A 16,210-nucleotide genomic window follows, 5' to 3' on the forward strand; every position below is an offset into this window, starting at 1 on the left:
CCGCATCACGCATCAACAACGAAAGAAGCCTTGAGCAATCAAGGCTTTTTTTGTTTTTTTCTGTAAACGGCAGGAATGGAATAAAGGGGTTTGTTTTGTTTGTTTAGGTTCGAATGAACATTTTCATACCTAAAGGGAAGTGCTTTCTGCTATAATGTAAAGAGAAAGAAGATTTCTATTAAAAAAGTCCGTAACCGGGTTATTCTCCGGTAAGGACTCAAAGAAGAGATACAAACCTTTTGCATTCCTCCCATAAAGATTCTGCGGCGCATCCGTGTGCGAACGAGGTCTTTTTCGGGAAGCAAATAAGAAAGCATGGCCGGGTGCCGCCTGTGGATAATGCCTGAGCCTGCGAGAATCTAACGGCGAGGTGGATAAACGATGGAGCAAGGCAAGGAGCAATCCCCTATTTATCCGGATGTGGTGACTTTCGGGGAGTCGATGGCTCTACTGATGCCCGATTCGGGAAAAGGAATTGAATATTCACCGCAGCTCACCGCTTCGTTCGGCGGGGCCGAAAGCAACGTGGCGATCGGTCTTGCACGGCTCGGGCATCGTGTCGGATGGTTCGGACGCTTGGGGAAAGATCCCTTCGGCCGGATGGTGCTCAAAAAAATACGCGGCGAAGGCGTGGACGTCTCGAGGGCCGTACTTTCGTCCGAGGCGCCGACGGGGCTGATGCTGCGTGAAGCGGTATCGGGTAAAGCCTCCGTCTACTATTATCGTAAAAATTCGGCCATGAGCCTGATGAAGGCGGACGACCTCGATGAGGATTATATAGCCGGAGCCAAAATTTTGCATATAACCGGCATCACGCCCGCGTTAAGCGAAAGCTGCAAAGAATCGGTCATCGCCGCTGTCCGCACGGCCAAACGTCACGGAGTGAAAGTCTGTTTCGATCCAAACCTGCGGCTTAAGCTGTGGGGAATCGGAGAAGCCAGAGAGACTTTGCTTGCCCTCGCGGAGGAGGCCGATTATTTTCTCCCCGGTCTGGATGAGCTTCAGCTTCTTTACGAGACGGAAGATTTCGACGGGATTGTCGGAAGGCTGAGCAAGCTTCGTGCCGTGACGGTGCTTAAGGGCGGCGACAACGAAACGTTCCTGATCGAGGGCGGCCAGTTGGCCTCCGTTCCTTTTGTCAAAGCGGAGCGGGTCGTTGACACGATCGGAGCCGGAGACGGCTTCTGTGCCGGCTTCCTGTCCGGCATTCTGCAGGGCAGAAGCCACCTGGAGGCGGTGGAGCTGGGCAGCCTGCTCGGCTCGCTGGTCGTTCAGGCACCCGGAGACTGGGAAGGCCTTCCGACGCGCGAGGAAGTCGATGCCGTGCTTCAGGGAAGCCGTCATATCGAACGCTGAAGACGCCGCGGGAATGCCGCCGCCGAGTATAGGGACGGACGGCCTGCCAAGATATTGGCGAATTCGCTGTGACTGAATTGCGGAAACTGATTTTACCGATAGAGAGAGGATGAACTGACCCCATGAAAAAAATACAGCTGATTCAAAAAATTACGGAACAAGGCGTAGTCGCCGTTCTGAGAGGCAAGACGCCGGATGAAGTCGTCGAAGCCGCCGAGCAGGCCATCGAAGGCGGCATTAAAGTCATCGAAGTGACGATGACGGTGCCGTTCGCGCTCCAGGCCATTGAAAAGCTGGCCAAAACCTACAGCAGTACAACGCAGGACGCGTCCAAATTCGCGATTATCGGCGTAGGTACCGTTCTGGACCCGGAAACGGCGAGAGCGGCCATTCTAAGCGGCTCGGAGTTCGTGGTAGGGCCTTCCCTGAATCCGGCGACCGTGGCGCTCTGCAACCGGTACCGCGTGCCTGTAATGCCGGGCACGATGACCGTCAAGGAGATCCAGGAAGCGCTGGAGCTGGGCGTAGACATCGTGAAGCTGTTCCCGGGCAACTTGTACGAGCCGTCCGTGATCAAGGCGATCAAAGGGCCTCTGCCGCAGGCAAACATCATGCCGACCGGCGGCGTGTCCCTAGACAACCTGGGCGATTGGATCAAAGCGGGGGCGGTCGCTGTCGGGATCGGTTCGGATCTGACGACGGAAGCGTCCAAAACCGGCGATTTCAGCCTGATCGCGAAGAAAGCGGCCCAGTACACGCAGGCTTTCAAAGAAGCGAAAGCGGCTCTTTCTTAAGGCAGCGGGCCGGCGGACGTTCGGTGTGGTTGACCGGCACGTTTCATGCGCCTCCACATAGCGTGCCTGGAGCTTCGCAGGGTGTGGAGAGAGAAGGTTGGAAACTTTGCGCGATACGTTAACCGCCGTGATGTGACGTGAACGCCCGATAGAGTCGGCTTAGTCGAACCATTCAGGCAAAGAAGTAGGATCGGAGAAGCCTCCGGTCCTTCTTTTATGTGCGAAAATCAAGGCCTTTTCCTTGTTCATTAAGGGTGTAAAAAAATGGATTGAAATTCGGGCGGAAAAAGGATTGAGTTTTCATGAATTATTTGTTATGATATCTCTTGTCGATTCGGAAATGATTCGGACGAAAGTTTTGCGGAAGTGGCTCAGCGGTAGAGCATCGCCTTGCCAAGGCGAGGGTCGCGGGTTCGATTCCCGTCTTCCGCTCCAACCACCTTTGCGGGTGTAGTTCAATGGTAGAACTCCAGCCTTCCAAGCTGGTAGCGTGGGTTCGATTCCCATCACCCGCTTACAGGATTCACAACAAAAAGCAGTCTCCTTTACGGAGGCTGCTTTTTTGTATTGGCCATGATCGAAAATCCGCCCAGCTACGCCTTGAAATGGCTATCGGAACGCCGGTTTTCCGTACCGCGAGAAGCTTCCTTTGCCGTGCGCAGCGTCAGATGACAGTGGTCAACCGCATGTGTTCTATTAGTTTTTTTAGGCTTGTGCCGATTACGCAACATTTAACGCACTGGACCGTTTAACTGGGTAAGAACGTTACAGGAGGTGTCTTATGCGGCGGAACAAATGGATAGGGCTGTCCGGCGGCTTCGTTATCTTAGCCATGGCAGCGGCCGGAGCGGCTTCGCTATGGCTGCCATCGGCCGAACTTACCCCGGAGAAAGTGATTCTCAGCTGGAATGGCCGCATCATCGAGGTGCCGCAAACGGATTCCCGGTATCAACGTCTGGTGGACGAGGCCGAGGAAGTGATAGAATCTACCGCGAAGGGGCCCTGCAAGTGCACGGCCGAGCTGACCGGGAATGTGCCGGACAAGCCGGGGCTGCTTCTAATGCTGCCGCCCGGACAGTCGGTCCGCATCCGGAAGGAGCTTCCGGTCGCCACGGCGATCGATGACGTCCACAGGCTCTACGTGCCGTTTCAGGGCGAAGGAGATTCACCCCGGATGGAAGTGGACGGAGCGGTGTACGAAGTAAGCGGAGAGAGTCTGGACGCCCTCAAAAAGACCGCTGTCGAGACAGTCGGAAACTTCCCCGGAGGATAAGGTGGGCCGGAAAGCGGAGCTGTGATACGATAGGCGTTGAAGACATCAATGACAGGAGAAGGACAGGTGTTTCCTTTGGTTCCGGCAGGCAGAGAAGGTATGCCCATGGCAGAGGTGAAACGGAATTCCTGAAGAGATCCGAGGAGGCGTAGGAGAGAGAATGGCTGAAGGGGCAAAAAGACGATCACGCGGCAGGAAATGGCTTCTGGTGCTGGTGATCTTTATACTTGCCGCGGGAGTAGCGGCGGCGATATATTTGCGACCGTACGGGCCGGACAGCGTGGCGGTCGAGGCTATGCGAAGCGGCGATGGTATAACCGTTACGGACAGCAAGGATGTAACGGTCTACGAAGGCGCGGAGCCGAAGGAGCCCGGCGTGATCTTCTACCCGGGCGGCCTGGTGAAGCCGGAGAGCTACGCGCCTCTGGCAAGGGAGTTGGCTCGGCGCGGGCACCGCACGGTCGTCGTCAAAATGCCGCTCAATTTGGCGGTATTGGGAGGCGGCCGCGCCTCGGAGGTGCTGGCGGCCCGTCCCGGTGGGACCTTCGTCATCGGAGGGCACTCGCTCGGGGGCGTGATGGCGGCCCGCTATGCGGCGGAGCATCCGGAAAGGCTGCGGGGCGTGTTTTTCCTGGCGTCGTACGCCGATGACAAAGGAAGCCTCCGGGACAAAGGGCTTCCGGTTCTCTCCGTGACCGGATCGGAGGACGGTGTGCTGAACCGTGACAGCTTCGAGAAGAGCAAGAAGAACCTGCCGGAGGACGCCAAGCTTTTGACCCTGCCGGGAGGCAATCACGGTCAATTCGGCAGCTACGGTCCCCAGAAGGGCGATCATGCGGCCGCGATTTCTCCGGAGGAGCAGACGCGGCGGACGGCCGAAGCGATTACAGACTGGATGGCCGGAATCGGGGAGAAGGAGAAGAACTGACACGTGAACAAGGACAACAACGTCAACAACGGGCAAAAAAAGCGGCTTAACCCGGAAATGCTCCGTCTGCTCCGCTTCGGGGCGGTGGGGGTCGGCAATACGGCGGTGGACTGGGCCGTGTTCTGGCTGCTGTTCTCGGGTCTGCAGCTTCACTACGGTGCGGCTCAGACGGTTTCGTACTTGTGCGGAACCTTGAACAGCTATCTCTGGAACCGGAAATGGACGTTTGCCAGCAAAGAGCCGGTGCGGGTATCGGAGGCATTGAAGTTCCTGCTGGTCAACGGGTTATGTCTGGGGCTGTCCTATGTGCTGCTCTATGTATGCAGCGATGTACTGGGCTGGAACATGCTGCTAAGCAAGCTGACGGTAACGGTACTGCTGCTTCTGGTCAATTACGCGGCCAGCAAATGGTGGGTTTTCGCCCCGGGTGAAAAGCGCAAGGAAGGCGAATCAATGAAGCCTTAATAAGGACAGAAAATTCGCCGGATTTCAGACAGACGGCGGAGGATTTTTGCAGTATAATGTACCTGAACTTCTGTAACGGATAAAAGATGTCTTCTTTTGTCCGTCTTCTTTTATCTATCGCGTAAGCGCAAACATTTTGCTGACGAAGCCGGAAAACAGCACCGGCTCAAAGGAGAGCTACCGACGTGCAGGCCAAGACCCGCTCCTGGAACCGTTTCACCCCGACCCGTAAACATCTTTGGATCGCGACTCTCGAAGGGGCTCCGGCCACGGTGGTTCAGACCCTTCTCAACGGTCCGTTCCTGACGGGTTATTTGCTTTATCTCGGCGCAACGTCCGCACAGATCGGACTTGTGCTTGCCATGACGACAATCGTGAACGCCGGGCAGATTCTGATGGCTTTTTTTATGCAGAGATGGAAAAACCGGAAGCTGCAGATTCTCGTTTTCGGAGGGCTTCACCGTATTTTATGGGCGTCTACGGGATTAATCCCCCTTGTGCTGGATCGCGAGTTCTGGATTCCCGCTTATATCGCCTTGTATACGTCGGCGTTTCTCTCGAACGCCTTCGGAGGTGTGGTCTGGTCGACGCTCATGGCCGATATGGTGCCGCCTTCGGTGAGAGCCCGTTATTTCGGCATCCGGAACATGATTCTGAACGCTCTGGGGGCGTTGTGCCTGTTTGCGGGCGGACAAATACTGGACAAGCTCGGTAATGAGGCGGGGTTTGAAGTTCTTTACCTGGTGATCGGGACGGCTGCCGTGCTCAATGTAATCGCTTACCTGTTTTATCCGAATCCGCCCTTCGAGCCTTCCGCGGAAAGCGGACTTCTGTCCATGCTTACACGTCCCCTGAAAGATAGTTCGTATATCAGGGCGACGGCTTTCCTGTCGTTCTGGCTTTTTTTGCAGGGGATTGCGGTGCCGCTCTTCTCGTATGTCATGCTGAAGCTGCTGCAGGTGAGTTACGAAACGATATCCGTTCTGACGGTGCTGCAGACGGCCGTGATGATGATTTCTTTCTACGTTTGGGGAAACCTTAACGCACGGTGGAGCAACCGGCGGCTGCTGTTCTGGACGCTCCCGCTTCTGTCGATGTCGTGTCTGCTGTGGGGGATGCTCGCCTGGCTTCCGGCTCTTCCGGTGCTGATTGCGGTTCACATTCTGCTTGGAGCGGGAACCGGGGGGTTCAACCAGTTGGCTTTCAATTTCATTATCGGGGATACGCCGAGGGGCGAGAGGCCGATGTTTATCGCCATGTACAACACTTTGACGGGACTGGCGGCTTTTCTGGGCCCTCTGCTCGGGGGCGTTCTCTACGAAAAGGCGGAGGAGCTGCCGCTGTGGGTTCAGCAGTACGGGATTGCCGCGGGAACAGGAACGGTTATGCTTCTCCTGGCACTGACGCTGGGGCGTAAAGTGCTGCTGGAGCGGCAGAGCGACAGAACAAAGACGGGGACGCCGGATCAAAGCAGGCCGGTTTAGCTCGGGAATACAGCCTCCAAAAGGGAAAGAGTGCGGTGCGCCGTGCTCTTTTTTTGTTCAGGAAAGAGAAGGTCCATTGTGCCGGCACCCCGAACCCTCTACAATAAGAGCATAAGAACTCGTTGGGAGACTAAAATGGAAGCATGGATACAAAAGATCGAACGGGAGCTTCTGCCCGGCCTCGACTTTGAAAGCGAAAAGCCCCATGACCCCGTCGTGGTACATAAACTTCCCGCTCCCTGGCAGTTAGTCGGTGCGGGCAATTACGCGGCCGTCGTCTCGCATCCGGACATGCCCGGGCTTGTCGTTAAAGTATACGCCCCCGGCAGGGACGGCTGGGAAGACGAGGTCGAAGTGTACCGCAAGCTGGGCGAGCACCCCGCGTACTCCCGCTGTCACTATGCCAAAAAGCCCTATCTCATCCTGAAACGGATGAACGGGAAGACGCTGTACGACTGCATCCGTTCGGGAATACGGATTCCCGAGCGTGTCATTCTCGATATCGAAGAAGCGTGTGAATATGCGCGCAGGCTGGGTCTGGTACCGCAGGATCTGCATGCCAAAAATGTCATGATGGAAGACGGCCGGGGAAAAGTGCTGGATGTTTCCGATTTTCTGGACGACACGCCGGATACAATGTGGGAGGATATGAAAAAGGCCTACTACCGTCTGTATCTGCCGCTGTTGTCCAAGCACCCCATTCCGATGCCGGACACGCTGCTGAACGGCGTACGCAAAAGCTACCGCTGGCTCCGCCGCAACTCCTCTTAGGGGAAAGCGGATACGCGCCTGCGCCTGGCTCCGTCCGGGAGAAAAATCCTGCCGGAGCCAGGCGGTGGCGGCGCTCGGTATTACGCGCACAACGTTCCGCGCACGTCGTCCCGGAGAAATGCTCCGGCATTGCGGCTTACTGCCCTCTGGCGCTACCGTTTTTGCGGTCGCCTGCTCAGCCCGCCGCAGCCGGCCGGTAACAATTCCGGGCACTAAGCGCTCCCTGTGCCGCGCGGCAGACCGCCGGACGCTAGGCGCCATAAAAAGCCGCACCCTCTGCAATGAAGTGCTCCCTAGAAACTCATCGGATAACCCAAGGGTTTTCCAATGTCCATTCTAAGGGGTGCACTTCAGCAAACGGGTGCGGCTTTTTGGCTCCGTGGCGGAGGACCGGTTCCGCGCCTGCGGCCGGCAGCGAAGGCTGCTTAAGGTTGCTTAAGGCTGCGAGCGGGCTTTTTTTCTATGGAAGAATAACATCCTACATAACGTCCCTGCGGCGGAACACCGTCCAGGTCAGTACGTTAAAGACGATGAAGTAAGCGGCGAGCACAAGAATCGAGAAAGTCATCGTCATGCCCGGGACCAGAGGCTGGCCGTGCAGGTAGCGGGTCAAATCCATGTTGGAGAACAACAGGTATTTGCTCCAGTCGTACCGGCTCAGAATCATGCTGACCGTGTTGCCCAGGAACATGATGCAGAGCGAGATTCCGATCGCCAGCGAGTTGCTGCGGAACAGGGTGGAGATCATGAAGGCGAGAGTGACGATCATGATCAGCTCCACGCATTTGAAGCCGTATGTGCTGAGCATGTCGGTGATGACGTTCTTCTCGACGATGGCTCCCGCGTTGTTCAGCTCCAGAACGGTCGAGCTTGTTCCCGCACCGCCGTACAGGACCAGGTTAATGACCAGGGCCGAGGTGAACAGCAGGAGGAGCATAAAGATCGAGAACTGGAAGCCCGCCGCATATTTGGCGAACACGATTTTCGATCTGGAAACGGGGCGGATCAGCAGCAGCTTGATCGTCCCGCTTGAGAACTCGCCGGACATGGCGTCGGCGGCAACGACCACGGTGAAGACGGTAATGACCGCAATAAGGCTGGACATGGAGCCGACGGCTTCCCATACGGCAGCCTGGTTCGGAGACATATCCCGGTTCAGATATTCCTGGGCCAGCTTGATCTGCTGATCCAGGTCGGCCGCGTTGTCCGGGAACTCCGATTTGGTCTTCTCCAATTGCTCGATCCGCTGAGTCTGCGCCTGGCGCCAGTCCGCGCTGTTCATGCCTCTGGAGTCGTAGTGGATCAGGAACGAAATCAGCCCCACCAGCCCGACAAGCAGGATAACCATAATCCAGGTCGTCAGCCGGCGGTAAATTTTCATGTTTTCATTACGAATGAGATTAAGCAATTTGATCACTTCCCGTTATCTGCAAGAATTTGTCTTCGAGCGATTGCGTGAGCGGCTTCATCGCGTACAGGCGAAGACCCGCCTGAATGAGCAGAGCGCCGATATCGGCGGCTCTTTCGCGTCCGATCGTGAGCTCGATGCCGTTCGGATGCGGAGTCACGTGCAGGTGAGGATCGACTTCCTGCACCACAGCCTGCGCCGTCGCCGGATCGTTGACTTCGAAGAAGTAAGACGTCTCCTTCGGTGCGGCACCTTCCCCGCGCAGATCCTGCACGTCGACGAGCTTGCCCTGCTGGATGATGGCGACGCGGTCACACATCAGCTCCATCTCCGACAGCAGGTGACTGGAGACGACGATGGCGATGCCTTCTTCGCGGGCCAGCCGGCGAAGGTAGTCGCGCAGCTCCCGGATGCCTGCCGGGTCGAGGCCGTTGGTCGGCTCATCGAGAATGAGCAGGGACGGCCGGTGCAGCAGGGCCTGAGCGACGCCCAGCCGCTGGCGCATGCCGAGCGAGTAGGTTTTGACCTTCTCTTTGATCCGGTTTTTCAGCCCGACCAGTTCCACGACTTCGTCCATTCTGGACTGCGGGATGCCGCCCGGAAACATGCGGGCGTAATGTACGAGATTGTTCTGCCCCGAGAGGAATTTGTACATCTCAGGGTTTTCCACGATGGCGCCCACATGCTTGATGGCGTCCTCGAAGCGGTTCTGGATCGACTGTCCGTGGATCACGATGTCGCCTTTGTTCATCTTCATCAGGCCGACGATCATCCGGATCAAGGTTGTTTTGCCGGCCCCGTTCGGTCCCAGGAAGCCGAAAACTTCTCCGGGATACACTTCGAAAGACAGGTCCTGGATAATTTTTTTGCCGCGTATCGTCTTGCTGACGCCGCGTATTTCCAATACGGGTTGATTGTTCATTTTTTTCTTTACCTCCAAAAATCCGTAATCCGTTATCGCTTGTGCAGGGCTCTCGGCTTCTCATTATATAGATTGTTCATGTCCGGTCACACCGACTCAGGTCTAGGTTTGCTGCCCGACCTTGGTAGAAAGGCCTCGGGCCCCGAACACCCGAATGGAGAATTTTTTTGTTATAATAGCCATACCCATCCAACTGTAACCGCATACAAAACGAAGGAGAAGGGGCGAGGGCATCGCTAAAACCGGATATTTCAGAGGAGGAGCAATGTGAAGAAATGGGCCCCGTCCAAATGGACCGTCGGCCTCGCCGTGCTGTTTGCGCTGTTCGTGCTGCTGCTCGGCAGGTTTGCGTATACAAACGCACAGATCAACGAGATTGTCCGGGACATACAAGACCGCAGCCGTGCGCCGGTTCCAAGCGGGAATCTGAAGCATGTGGTCATGATCTCCCAGGAGCTGGACAACCCTTTCTGGCGGACGATTGAAAAAGGCGCAAGGGACGCCGCGGAGCATTACAACATCAAGCTGGAGTACAGCGGTCCTTACCGCAACGATATTGAAGAGCAGACGGAGCTTTTCGCCAAGGCGATCGCCGGTAAGCCGGACGGAATTCTCATTCAGGGCATCCGCAGCGAGACCTACAACAAGCTGATCGACAAAGCCGTCGAACAAGGAATCGCCGTTCTGACCGTCGATACGGACAGCCCGGACAGCCGGAGGCTGAGCTATGTCGGCACCGATAATGTGGAATCCGGACGGCAGTTGGGCGAGCTTGTGGCAAAAGCTTACGAAGGCCGCCGCGCGTTCATCGGCATGGTGATCGGCAGCTACGAGGCCGGGAACCAGCAGCAGCGGCTGGAAGGCTTCCGTTCCGTCGTGGACGCGAAGCCGAATCTTATAATCGTGGAGGTCGGCGTCTCCAACATCTCCCGCATCCAGGCGACCCAGACCGCCGAGCACATGCTGCGCAGCAGGGAAGGCATCAATGTGATGGTCGGCATGAGTGCGCTGGATGCGCTCGGTATTTTGCAGGCGTCCAAAAGCTTGAATAAACAGGAGCAGGTGCGCATTTTCGGATTCGATGATCTGACGGAGACCCGCGAGGCGCTGGTCCGCAAGGAAATTGAAGCGTCGGTGATCCAGAAGCCGTATACGATGGGCTTCCAGTCGGTCGAAATGCTGCACCGCTATTTTCAGGGGGAGACGCTGCCCGATGCTTCTTTTACCCGAATAGATATCTTGAATCCGCAAAACGCGGGAACGGCGGTGGCGCCGTGAGTATCCGCATGAAGCTGTTCCTGTTTATTCCGGCTCTCGTTATTTTGATGAACTCGGTTACGTTCTTTATTTATCAGAGCGGACGGACCGTCCAGGAGAGCTATCATCTGACGATGGACCGTATTTTGCTGTACAAGGAAATCGCCCATAAAACGGAAGAAAGTCTGAGATCGCTCAGCAGCTACCTGATCGACCTTAACGGAGAAGGCCGCGGAGCCTTCGTCGCGCTCCAGGACGAGCTGCGCGGCCTGCGGAGCAAGCTGGAGGCGGACGCCAGAAGCGAGGAGGACAGCTTCGCGCGGAGAAATTACGCCAATATGCTCGGCACCTATCTGGGGGCGGCGGATTCCGTTCTTACGGCGGTCGAGAGCAAAGACATGCAGCGGTATCTCCAGCGGTACGAGGAGGCGGATAAAACCGCGGGCTATATCAAGGCGGAGCACCAGAATCTGGTGGATCTGGAGCTGAGCTTCTACCAGCCGCTTTACAAGCAGATGCTGCTTAAAACCGGTGAAATGAACATGCTCGGCCAGACGCTTGTCGCGGTGAATATGCTGCTCAGTCTGGTTTTCGCCATCTGGCTGTCCCAGAGCATTACAAAGCCGATCGGGCGTCTGGTGCACGCCGCCAGGCAGATGTCCAAAGGTCATCTGGACGCGGCCCCGCCGCCCGTGCAGAATGAAGACGAGATCGGCATACTGACGCTCGCTTTCGGGCACATGCAGGTCAATTTGAAAGAACTCATCGCGAAGAACCAGACCAATATGGAGAAGGACAGACTTGTAAAAGAACTGGAGATAAAAGCGCTGCAAAGCCAGATCAATCCCCACTTCCTGTTCAATACGCTGAACGTGTTATCCAAGCTTGCCCTCCTGGAAGGAGCCGAGAAAACAAGCGACCTGACGGTGTCGGTGTCCAATCTGCTCCGCTATAATCTCCGCAAGCTGGATCAGCCGGTCAGCCTTCGCGAGGAAGTCGACCACGCGAGGGAATATTTCGCGATCCAGCAGTCCCGCTTCCGGGACAGGATCTCTTTCGAGACGGACATCGACGAGCGGGCTCTGGAGCAGCAGATCCCTTGCCTGACGCTTCAGCCGCTGCTGGAAAACGCTTTCATGCACGGGATCGAAAGCATGGAGGAGGGGGCCTTTATCCGGCTCGGCATCAAGAAAGCCGGGGAGAACGTCCGCGTCACCGTGGCGGACAACGGAGCGGGGATGGACGAAAGCACCCGGCTTCACCTGCTCCGTTACGGATCGGCGTCCGGTGACAATGCGGGGCTCGCCGGGCGTGAAGGGAACTCAGCCGGAGAAGAGGAAGGTGTGCGGCGGCCCGAGGCGCCCGCCGGGTTCGAGCCCGGCCGCACGGGCAGAAAACCGTCCACGGGCCTCGGGACGCGAAACGTATTCCGGCGCTTGCAGCTTTTTTACGGAACAGACGGGTTAATTGAAATCGAGAGTGCTCCCGGAGCAGGCACCACCGTGGTGCTTACACTTCCGGAAACGACCGGAAAGTCTGCCGGGACTAGGGGGGAATGCATATGTACCGCTTGCTGATCGCGGATGACGAAGCGCTCGAAAGAGAAGGGCTGGAATGGATGATTTCGTGTTCCATGCCGGGCGCATTCGAGGTGATACATGCCGATAACGGGCGGACGGCCATTCAGCGCGCCGAGCAGTACCGGCCGGATATCGTACTGATGGATATTAAAATGCCGGGAATCGAAGGGCTGGAAGCGCTGCGCCGCATCAAAGAGATACACCCGCGGATGAAGCTTGTGCTCGTTACGGCCTATGATTATTTCTCGTATGCGAAGCAGGCCCTGGAGATCGGAGTCCGGGATTATGTGTTGAAACCCGCTAAGCGGGAGCAGATGATTGGACTCCTGACCTCCCTTGTGCAAGAATTGAATGAAGAGCACGCCCGCCGGGAAGAAGAACTGAAGACTACGGAAAAACTCGCCCGTCTGGAACCTTTGGCGGAGAGCGAGCTGGCTATGCATCTGATGCGGGAGCGGACTGCGGAAACCGGCGAAGGAGATTTGCTGGAGCTGCTGGCTCTGCCCTCCGATCCTTCCGGTTACGCCCTGGTGCTGGCTTTGGAAGAAGCGCAGCCGCACCGTTCCGGCGGGAGTCCGGGGCTTTGGGGAAGCCTTCCAGAGAACGGGCACACGGCTTCCCGGAAGGATATGTACGACGCGGTCAAAAGCTGGTGCCGCTCGCGCTACACTTGCGTCGTCAGTCCGCTCGTGGGCCGTCACCTGGCCGTTTTTGTGATCCGGTCCGGCGGTGAGACGGAAGAGAGCGACGGGCCTGCCGGGGCCGCGGGCAAGCTGTACGGCTACGTGAATGGCCAGTTTGGCCGGCAAGCGACCGTCGGCGCAGGCAGAGTGCATCACGGCCTGGCCGGGCTGCGCCGGTCCTACGCGGAAGCCTGCACCGCCGCCGTAAACGCGGACGGGTTCCCGTTAGTCCGCGTTTACGACGGCGAGTCCGCGGGGGGCGGCCCGCCTGTCACGGCCGGGAACCCCGCATCAGGTCACGGCTTTCCCGGCGAGCTGGAGCTTGCGGCGCAGAGGCTGCTGAGCGAGCGCGAGGAGCGCACGACCTCCGTGCTGAAGGAGGCCGAGGATTGGATCGGCGCACACTTCGTCGAGGAGATTACGCTGGAGCAGGCGGCGGAGCGCGTGCATCTGAGCCCCCATTATTTCAGCAAAATGTTCAAGCAGCATAGGGGGGAAACGTTCATCGATTACGTTACCCGCCTGCGCATCGAGAGAGCCAAAGAGCTCATGAAGAACGACGAGCTGAGCCTGAAAGAAGTCTGCTTCGAGGTCGGCTATAAGGACCCCAACTACTTCAGCCGGGTATTCCGCAAAGTAACCGGGGTTTCGCCGACCGGATACCGGGGGCGTTAATCCCCCGGCGTTTCTGCGGCCGAAACCCGTGACGCGAAGCGGCGCCGCACGCCGGCAGCCCGGGCGGAGCCAATCGGTGCGGCCCGACGGGCAGTAATCCGTGCAAGCCGTGAAGCTGCGCGGCGGCCGGGCATTTTGGAACCTATACCACTTAAAGAATGGAAGAGAACTTATGTATTCTTATATAGAAGAAACTTACACCGGGACGGATTTCAGCGGACGCGATCTGGGGGACGGTGAACTGCGGAACTGCACGTTCGAACGATGCCGCTTTATCGGAACACGTCTGGAAGAAGCCTGGACCGAGAGCTGTCAATTTATCGACTGCGATTTTTCGGGAGCGCAGTTTAACGCCTCTTCGCACAAGCGGAGCGCCTTTACCAACTGCAAATTCCGAGGAGCCAATTTTTTTGTGGCCAAATTTGAGGAGTGCAAGATGATCGGCTCGGATTTTAACGAGGCTTCTCTGGACGGAATTACGATTACCGGGGGAGACTGGTCTTACACGAATCTGCGGTTTGCGAACTTGTCGAAGCAGTCCATGAGGGGAATCCGGCTGGTCGAAGCCGATTTATATTCGTGCAACCTGGAGAAAGCCGATCTGAGGGATGCCGATCTGACCCGGGCAAGAATGGGTAAATCCCGGATGCAGGGGACAGACCTGCGCGGAGCTGCCATGGACGGGGTCGATTTTATGTCGCTCGATATAAAAGGGGCCCGCATGGACGCGGGGCAGGGAGCCGCATTCCTCCGCGCTTACGGAGCGAAGGTGGATGATTAGACCGGGAAAAATGAAAAAAGCGGGCCGATTCGCTCCCTTCGATTCCTTTTCTCGATACCCGGTTGAAAATCAGGCTGTGAAGGACGGACGCTGCGGCGCGTGCCACTTGGAACGCATGCTTCGTTGAGAGAGAGTGTCATTCGCCGCCGCGTCACGCATTGCAACTATAGAGCCAGACGCTTGTTCACAGACCGGGAAGGCGGAAACCGCTCGGCTAAATCCATTCCGTTTTTAAACGGGATGGATTTTTTTGCGGCAATGAAGACCCGGCAGCGTAAAATAATGCTGGTTTTTGAAAATAGACAGAGGGCGCTTTCACAAACCGCAAATCATTCCAGAACCCGCACAAACTTGTGCAGATGATTCCGCATCCGGTGGCCGTCAGCCTGTGCTACGATATTCATGTAAGCGGATACATCGACGATACAGCCCATAAATAACGAAAAAAGGGGATCGATCACATGAAACGTAAGATGGTCACGGTACTCTCCGTCATGACGATAGGTACGACACTGCTTGCAGGCTGCGGGTCCGGAGAAAGCGGCGGAAACGGAGCGCAGACAACGCCCGGAGCGTCTACGCCGGTACCTTCGGCAGCGGCAGCCGGTGCCAAAAAGGTGGAAATTTTCAGCTGGTGGACAGGTGCGGGTGAAGAAGCGGGCCTTAAAGGGCTCATTGATCTTTTTAAAACGAAAAATAAAGACATTGAGCTGGTCAACGCGGCCGTGGCAGGCGGAGCGGGCACGAATGCCAAAGCGGTGCTTGCCAGCCGGATGCAGGGCGGCGATCCTCCCGGTACGTTCCAGGTTCACGGAGGCGCCGAGCTGAATACGGGCTGGGTGGCGGCCGGCAAGATGGAAGCGCTGAACGATCTGTACGACAAGGAAGGCTGGAAGGATAAGTTCCCCAAAGATCTCATCGACCTTGTAAGTAAGGACGGCAGCATCTATTCGGTTCCGGTGAATATTCACCGCGGCAACGTCCTCTTTTACAATAAAAAAGTATTCGACGCGAACGGTCTGAAGGCGCCGAAGACATTCGACGAGTTTATCCAGGCGGCCGACGCGCTGAAAGCGAAAGGCATCACCCCGCTGGCGCTTGGCGATAAAGAGCCTTGGACAGCAACGATGATTTTCGAAAACGTGCTGCTTGGCACGCTCGGACCGGACGACTACAGGAAGCTGTGGACGGGCGAGATTTCTTTCGAGGACGCCAAAGTAAAGCAGTCGCTGGAAACGTTCAAGAAGATGCTTACTTACACGAACAAAGACCACGCCGCCCGCAACTGGCAGGATGCGGCCCAGCTCGTGGCGAAAGGCGAAGCCGCCATGAATATCATGGGCGACTGGGCGAAGGGCTACTTCACCACCGATCTGAAGCTGAAGGCCAATGAAGATTTCGGCTGGGCGGCGACGCCCAACACCGAGAACAGCTTCATGGTCATCACGGACACCTTCGGTCTGCCCAAAGGCGTGAAAGATCCGGAAGCGGTGAAGGAATTCCTGAAAGTGCTGGGCTCCGTCGAAGGACAGGATGTCTTCAATCCGCTGAAAGGCTCGATCCCGGCACGCACCGATGCCGATAGCGGCAAATATGACGCCTACGGCAAGCAGACGATCGAAGAGTTCAAGAAAAGCAAGCTCACGCCGAGCATGGCGCACGGCTCAGCGGCTCCGGAAGGCTTCGTGACTCAAGCCAACCAGGCGATGACGATCTTTGTGACGAAAGGCGATGTGGAGCAGACCGCCAAGATGCTTCAGCAGGCGGCAGCCGCAAGCGGCATGAAAAAATAAGGAGAGCGGTCAGGTGGGCGACCATCTGACCTTCTTTTAC

14 protein-coding genes and 2 tRNA genes are annotated in these 16,210 nt (G+C 56.9%); 14 read left to right on the plus strand and 2 right to left on the minus strand.

Annotation, left to right across the window (positions count from 1 at the left end; all coding sequences use genetic code 11):
* Positions 1-381: 381 nt before the first annotated feature.
* The 9 genes from C4S74_RS05095 to C4S74_RS05135 all read left to right on the plus strand — a co-directional run bounded on the left by C4S74_RS05095 (position 382) and on the right by C4S74_RS05135 (position 7,071).
* Positions 382-1,356 (plus strand): sugar kinase, encoded by a 975-nt coding sequence (locus tag C4S74_RS05095; RefSeq protein ID WP_103994280.1) that lies wholly within the window; start codon positions 382-384, stop codon positions 1,354-1,356.
* Between the two features lie 122 nt (positions 1,357-1,478).
* A complete protein-coding gene (locus C4S74_RS05100) occupies positions 1,479-2,150 on the plus strand; it encodes a bifunctional 2-keto-4-hydroxyglutarate aldolase/2-keto-3-deoxy-6-phosphogluconate aldolase (protein ID WP_103994281.1) in 672 nt (223 codons plus the stop codon).
* A gap of 360 nt (positions 2,151-2,510) precedes the next feature.
* Positions 2,511-2,585, plus strand: a tRNA-Gly gene (locus C4S74_RS05105).
* 9 nt (positions 2,586-2,594) lie between these two features.
* A tRNA-Gly gene (locus tag C4S74_RS05110) sits at positions 2,595-2,665 on the plus strand.
* A 266-nt stretch (positions 2,666-2,931) separates the two neighbouring features.
* Entirely contained in the window at positions 2,932-3,423 is a 492-nt protein-coding gene (locus C4S74_RS05115; protein WP_103994282.1) for a hypothetical protein, read from the plus strand.
* A gap of 160 nt (positions 3,424-3,583) precedes the next feature.
* Complete coding sequence (locus tag C4S74_RS05120; protein ID WP_103994283.1) at positions 3,584-4,351, plus strand: alpha/beta fold hydrolase; 768 nt, start codon at positions 3,584-3,586, stop codon at positions 4,349-4,351.
* Positions 4,352-4,354: 3 nt separating this feature from the next.
* Complete coding sequence (locus tag C4S74_RS05125) at positions 4,355-4,816, plus strand: GtrA family protein (RefSeq protein ID WP_258042390.1); 462 nt, start codon at positions 4,355-4,357, stop codon at positions 4,814-4,816.
* Positions 4,817-5,001: 185 nt separating this feature from the next.
* A complete protein-coding gene (locus C4S74_RS05130; RefSeq protein ID WP_103994284.1) occupies positions 5,002-6,300 on the plus strand; it encodes an MFS transporter in 1,299 nt (432 codons plus the stop codon).
* Between the two features lie 135 nt (positions 6,301-6,435).
* The gene (locus tag C4S74_RS05135; RefSeq protein ID WP_103994285.1) at positions 6,436-7,071 is read left to right on the plus strand and encodes a serine/threonine protein kinase; all 636 of its coding nucleotides are present in this window, start codon (positions 6,436-6,438) and stop codon (positions 7,069-7,071) included.
* Between the two features lie 478 nt (positions 7,072-7,549).
* Here C4S74_RS05135 and C4S74_RS05140 read toward each other — a convergent pair whose 3' ends face one another.
* Together C4S74_RS05140 and C4S74_RS05145 are read right to left on the minus strand one after the other, a co-directional pair.
* Positions 7,550-8,479, minus strand: a complete 930-nt coding sequence (locus C4S74_RS05140) for an ABC transporter permease (protein WP_103994286.1) — start codon at positions 8,477-8,479, stop codon at positions 7,550-7,552.
* Complete coding sequence (locus C4S74_RS05145) at positions 8,472-9,401, minus strand: ABC transporter ATP-binding protein (RefSeq protein ID WP_103994287.1); 930 nt, start codon at positions 9,399-9,401, stop codon at positions 8,472-8,474. Before C4S74_RS05145 ends, C4S74_RS05140 begins: the two co-directional genes overlap by 8 nt.
* Positions 9,402-9,668: 267 nt before the next feature.
* Between C4S74_RS05145 and C4S74_RS05150 the strand changes: the two genes are divergently transcribed.
* The 5 genes from C4S74_RS05150 to C4S74_RS05170 all read left to right on the plus strand — a co-directional run bounded on the left by C4S74_RS05150 (position 9,669) and on the right by C4S74_RS05170 (position 16,170).
* The gene (locus C4S74_RS05150) at positions 9,669-10,679 is read left to right on the plus strand and encodes a substrate-binding domain-containing protein (RefSeq protein ID WP_103994288.1); all 1,011 of its coding nucleotides are present in this window, start codon (positions 9,669-9,671) and stop codon (positions 10,677-10,679) included.
* Positions 10,676-12,235, plus strand: coding sequence for a sensor histidine kinase (locus C4S74_RS05155; RefSeq protein WP_258042391.1), 1,560 nt, complete (start codon positions 10,676-10,678; stop codon positions 12,233-12,235). The genes C4S74_RS05150 and C4S74_RS05155 overlap by 4 nt, the downstream gene beginning before the upstream one ends.
* Positions 12,220-13,596: a response regulator gene (locus C4S74_RS05160; RefSeq protein ID WP_181024320.1), complete on the plus strand. Its 1,377-nt coding sequence runs from the start codon at positions 12,220-12,222 to the stop codon at positions 13,594-13,596. Before C4S74_RS05155 ends, C4S74_RS05160 begins: the two co-directional genes overlap by 16 nt.
* Before the next feature lie 172 nt (positions 13,597-13,768).
* Positions 13,769-14,377, plus strand: a complete 609-nt coding sequence (locus C4S74_RS05165) for a pentapeptide repeat-containing protein (protein ID WP_103994290.1) — start codon at positions 13,769-13,771, stop codon at positions 14,375-14,377.
* A 461-nt stretch (positions 14,378-14,838) separates the two neighbouring features.
* Positions 14,839-16,170, plus strand: coding sequence for an ABC transporter substrate-binding protein (locus C4S74_RS05170; RefSeq protein ID WP_103994291.1), 1,332 nt, complete (start codon positions 14,839-14,841; stop codon positions 16,168-16,170).
* The last annotated feature ends 40 nt before the right edge of the window (positions 16,171-16,210 follow it).

It is taken from the genome of Paenibacillus sp. UNC499MF, from assembly GCF_900107975.1.
GTDB lineage: Bacteria > Bacillota > Bacilli > Paenibacillales > NBRC-103111 > Paenibacillus_F.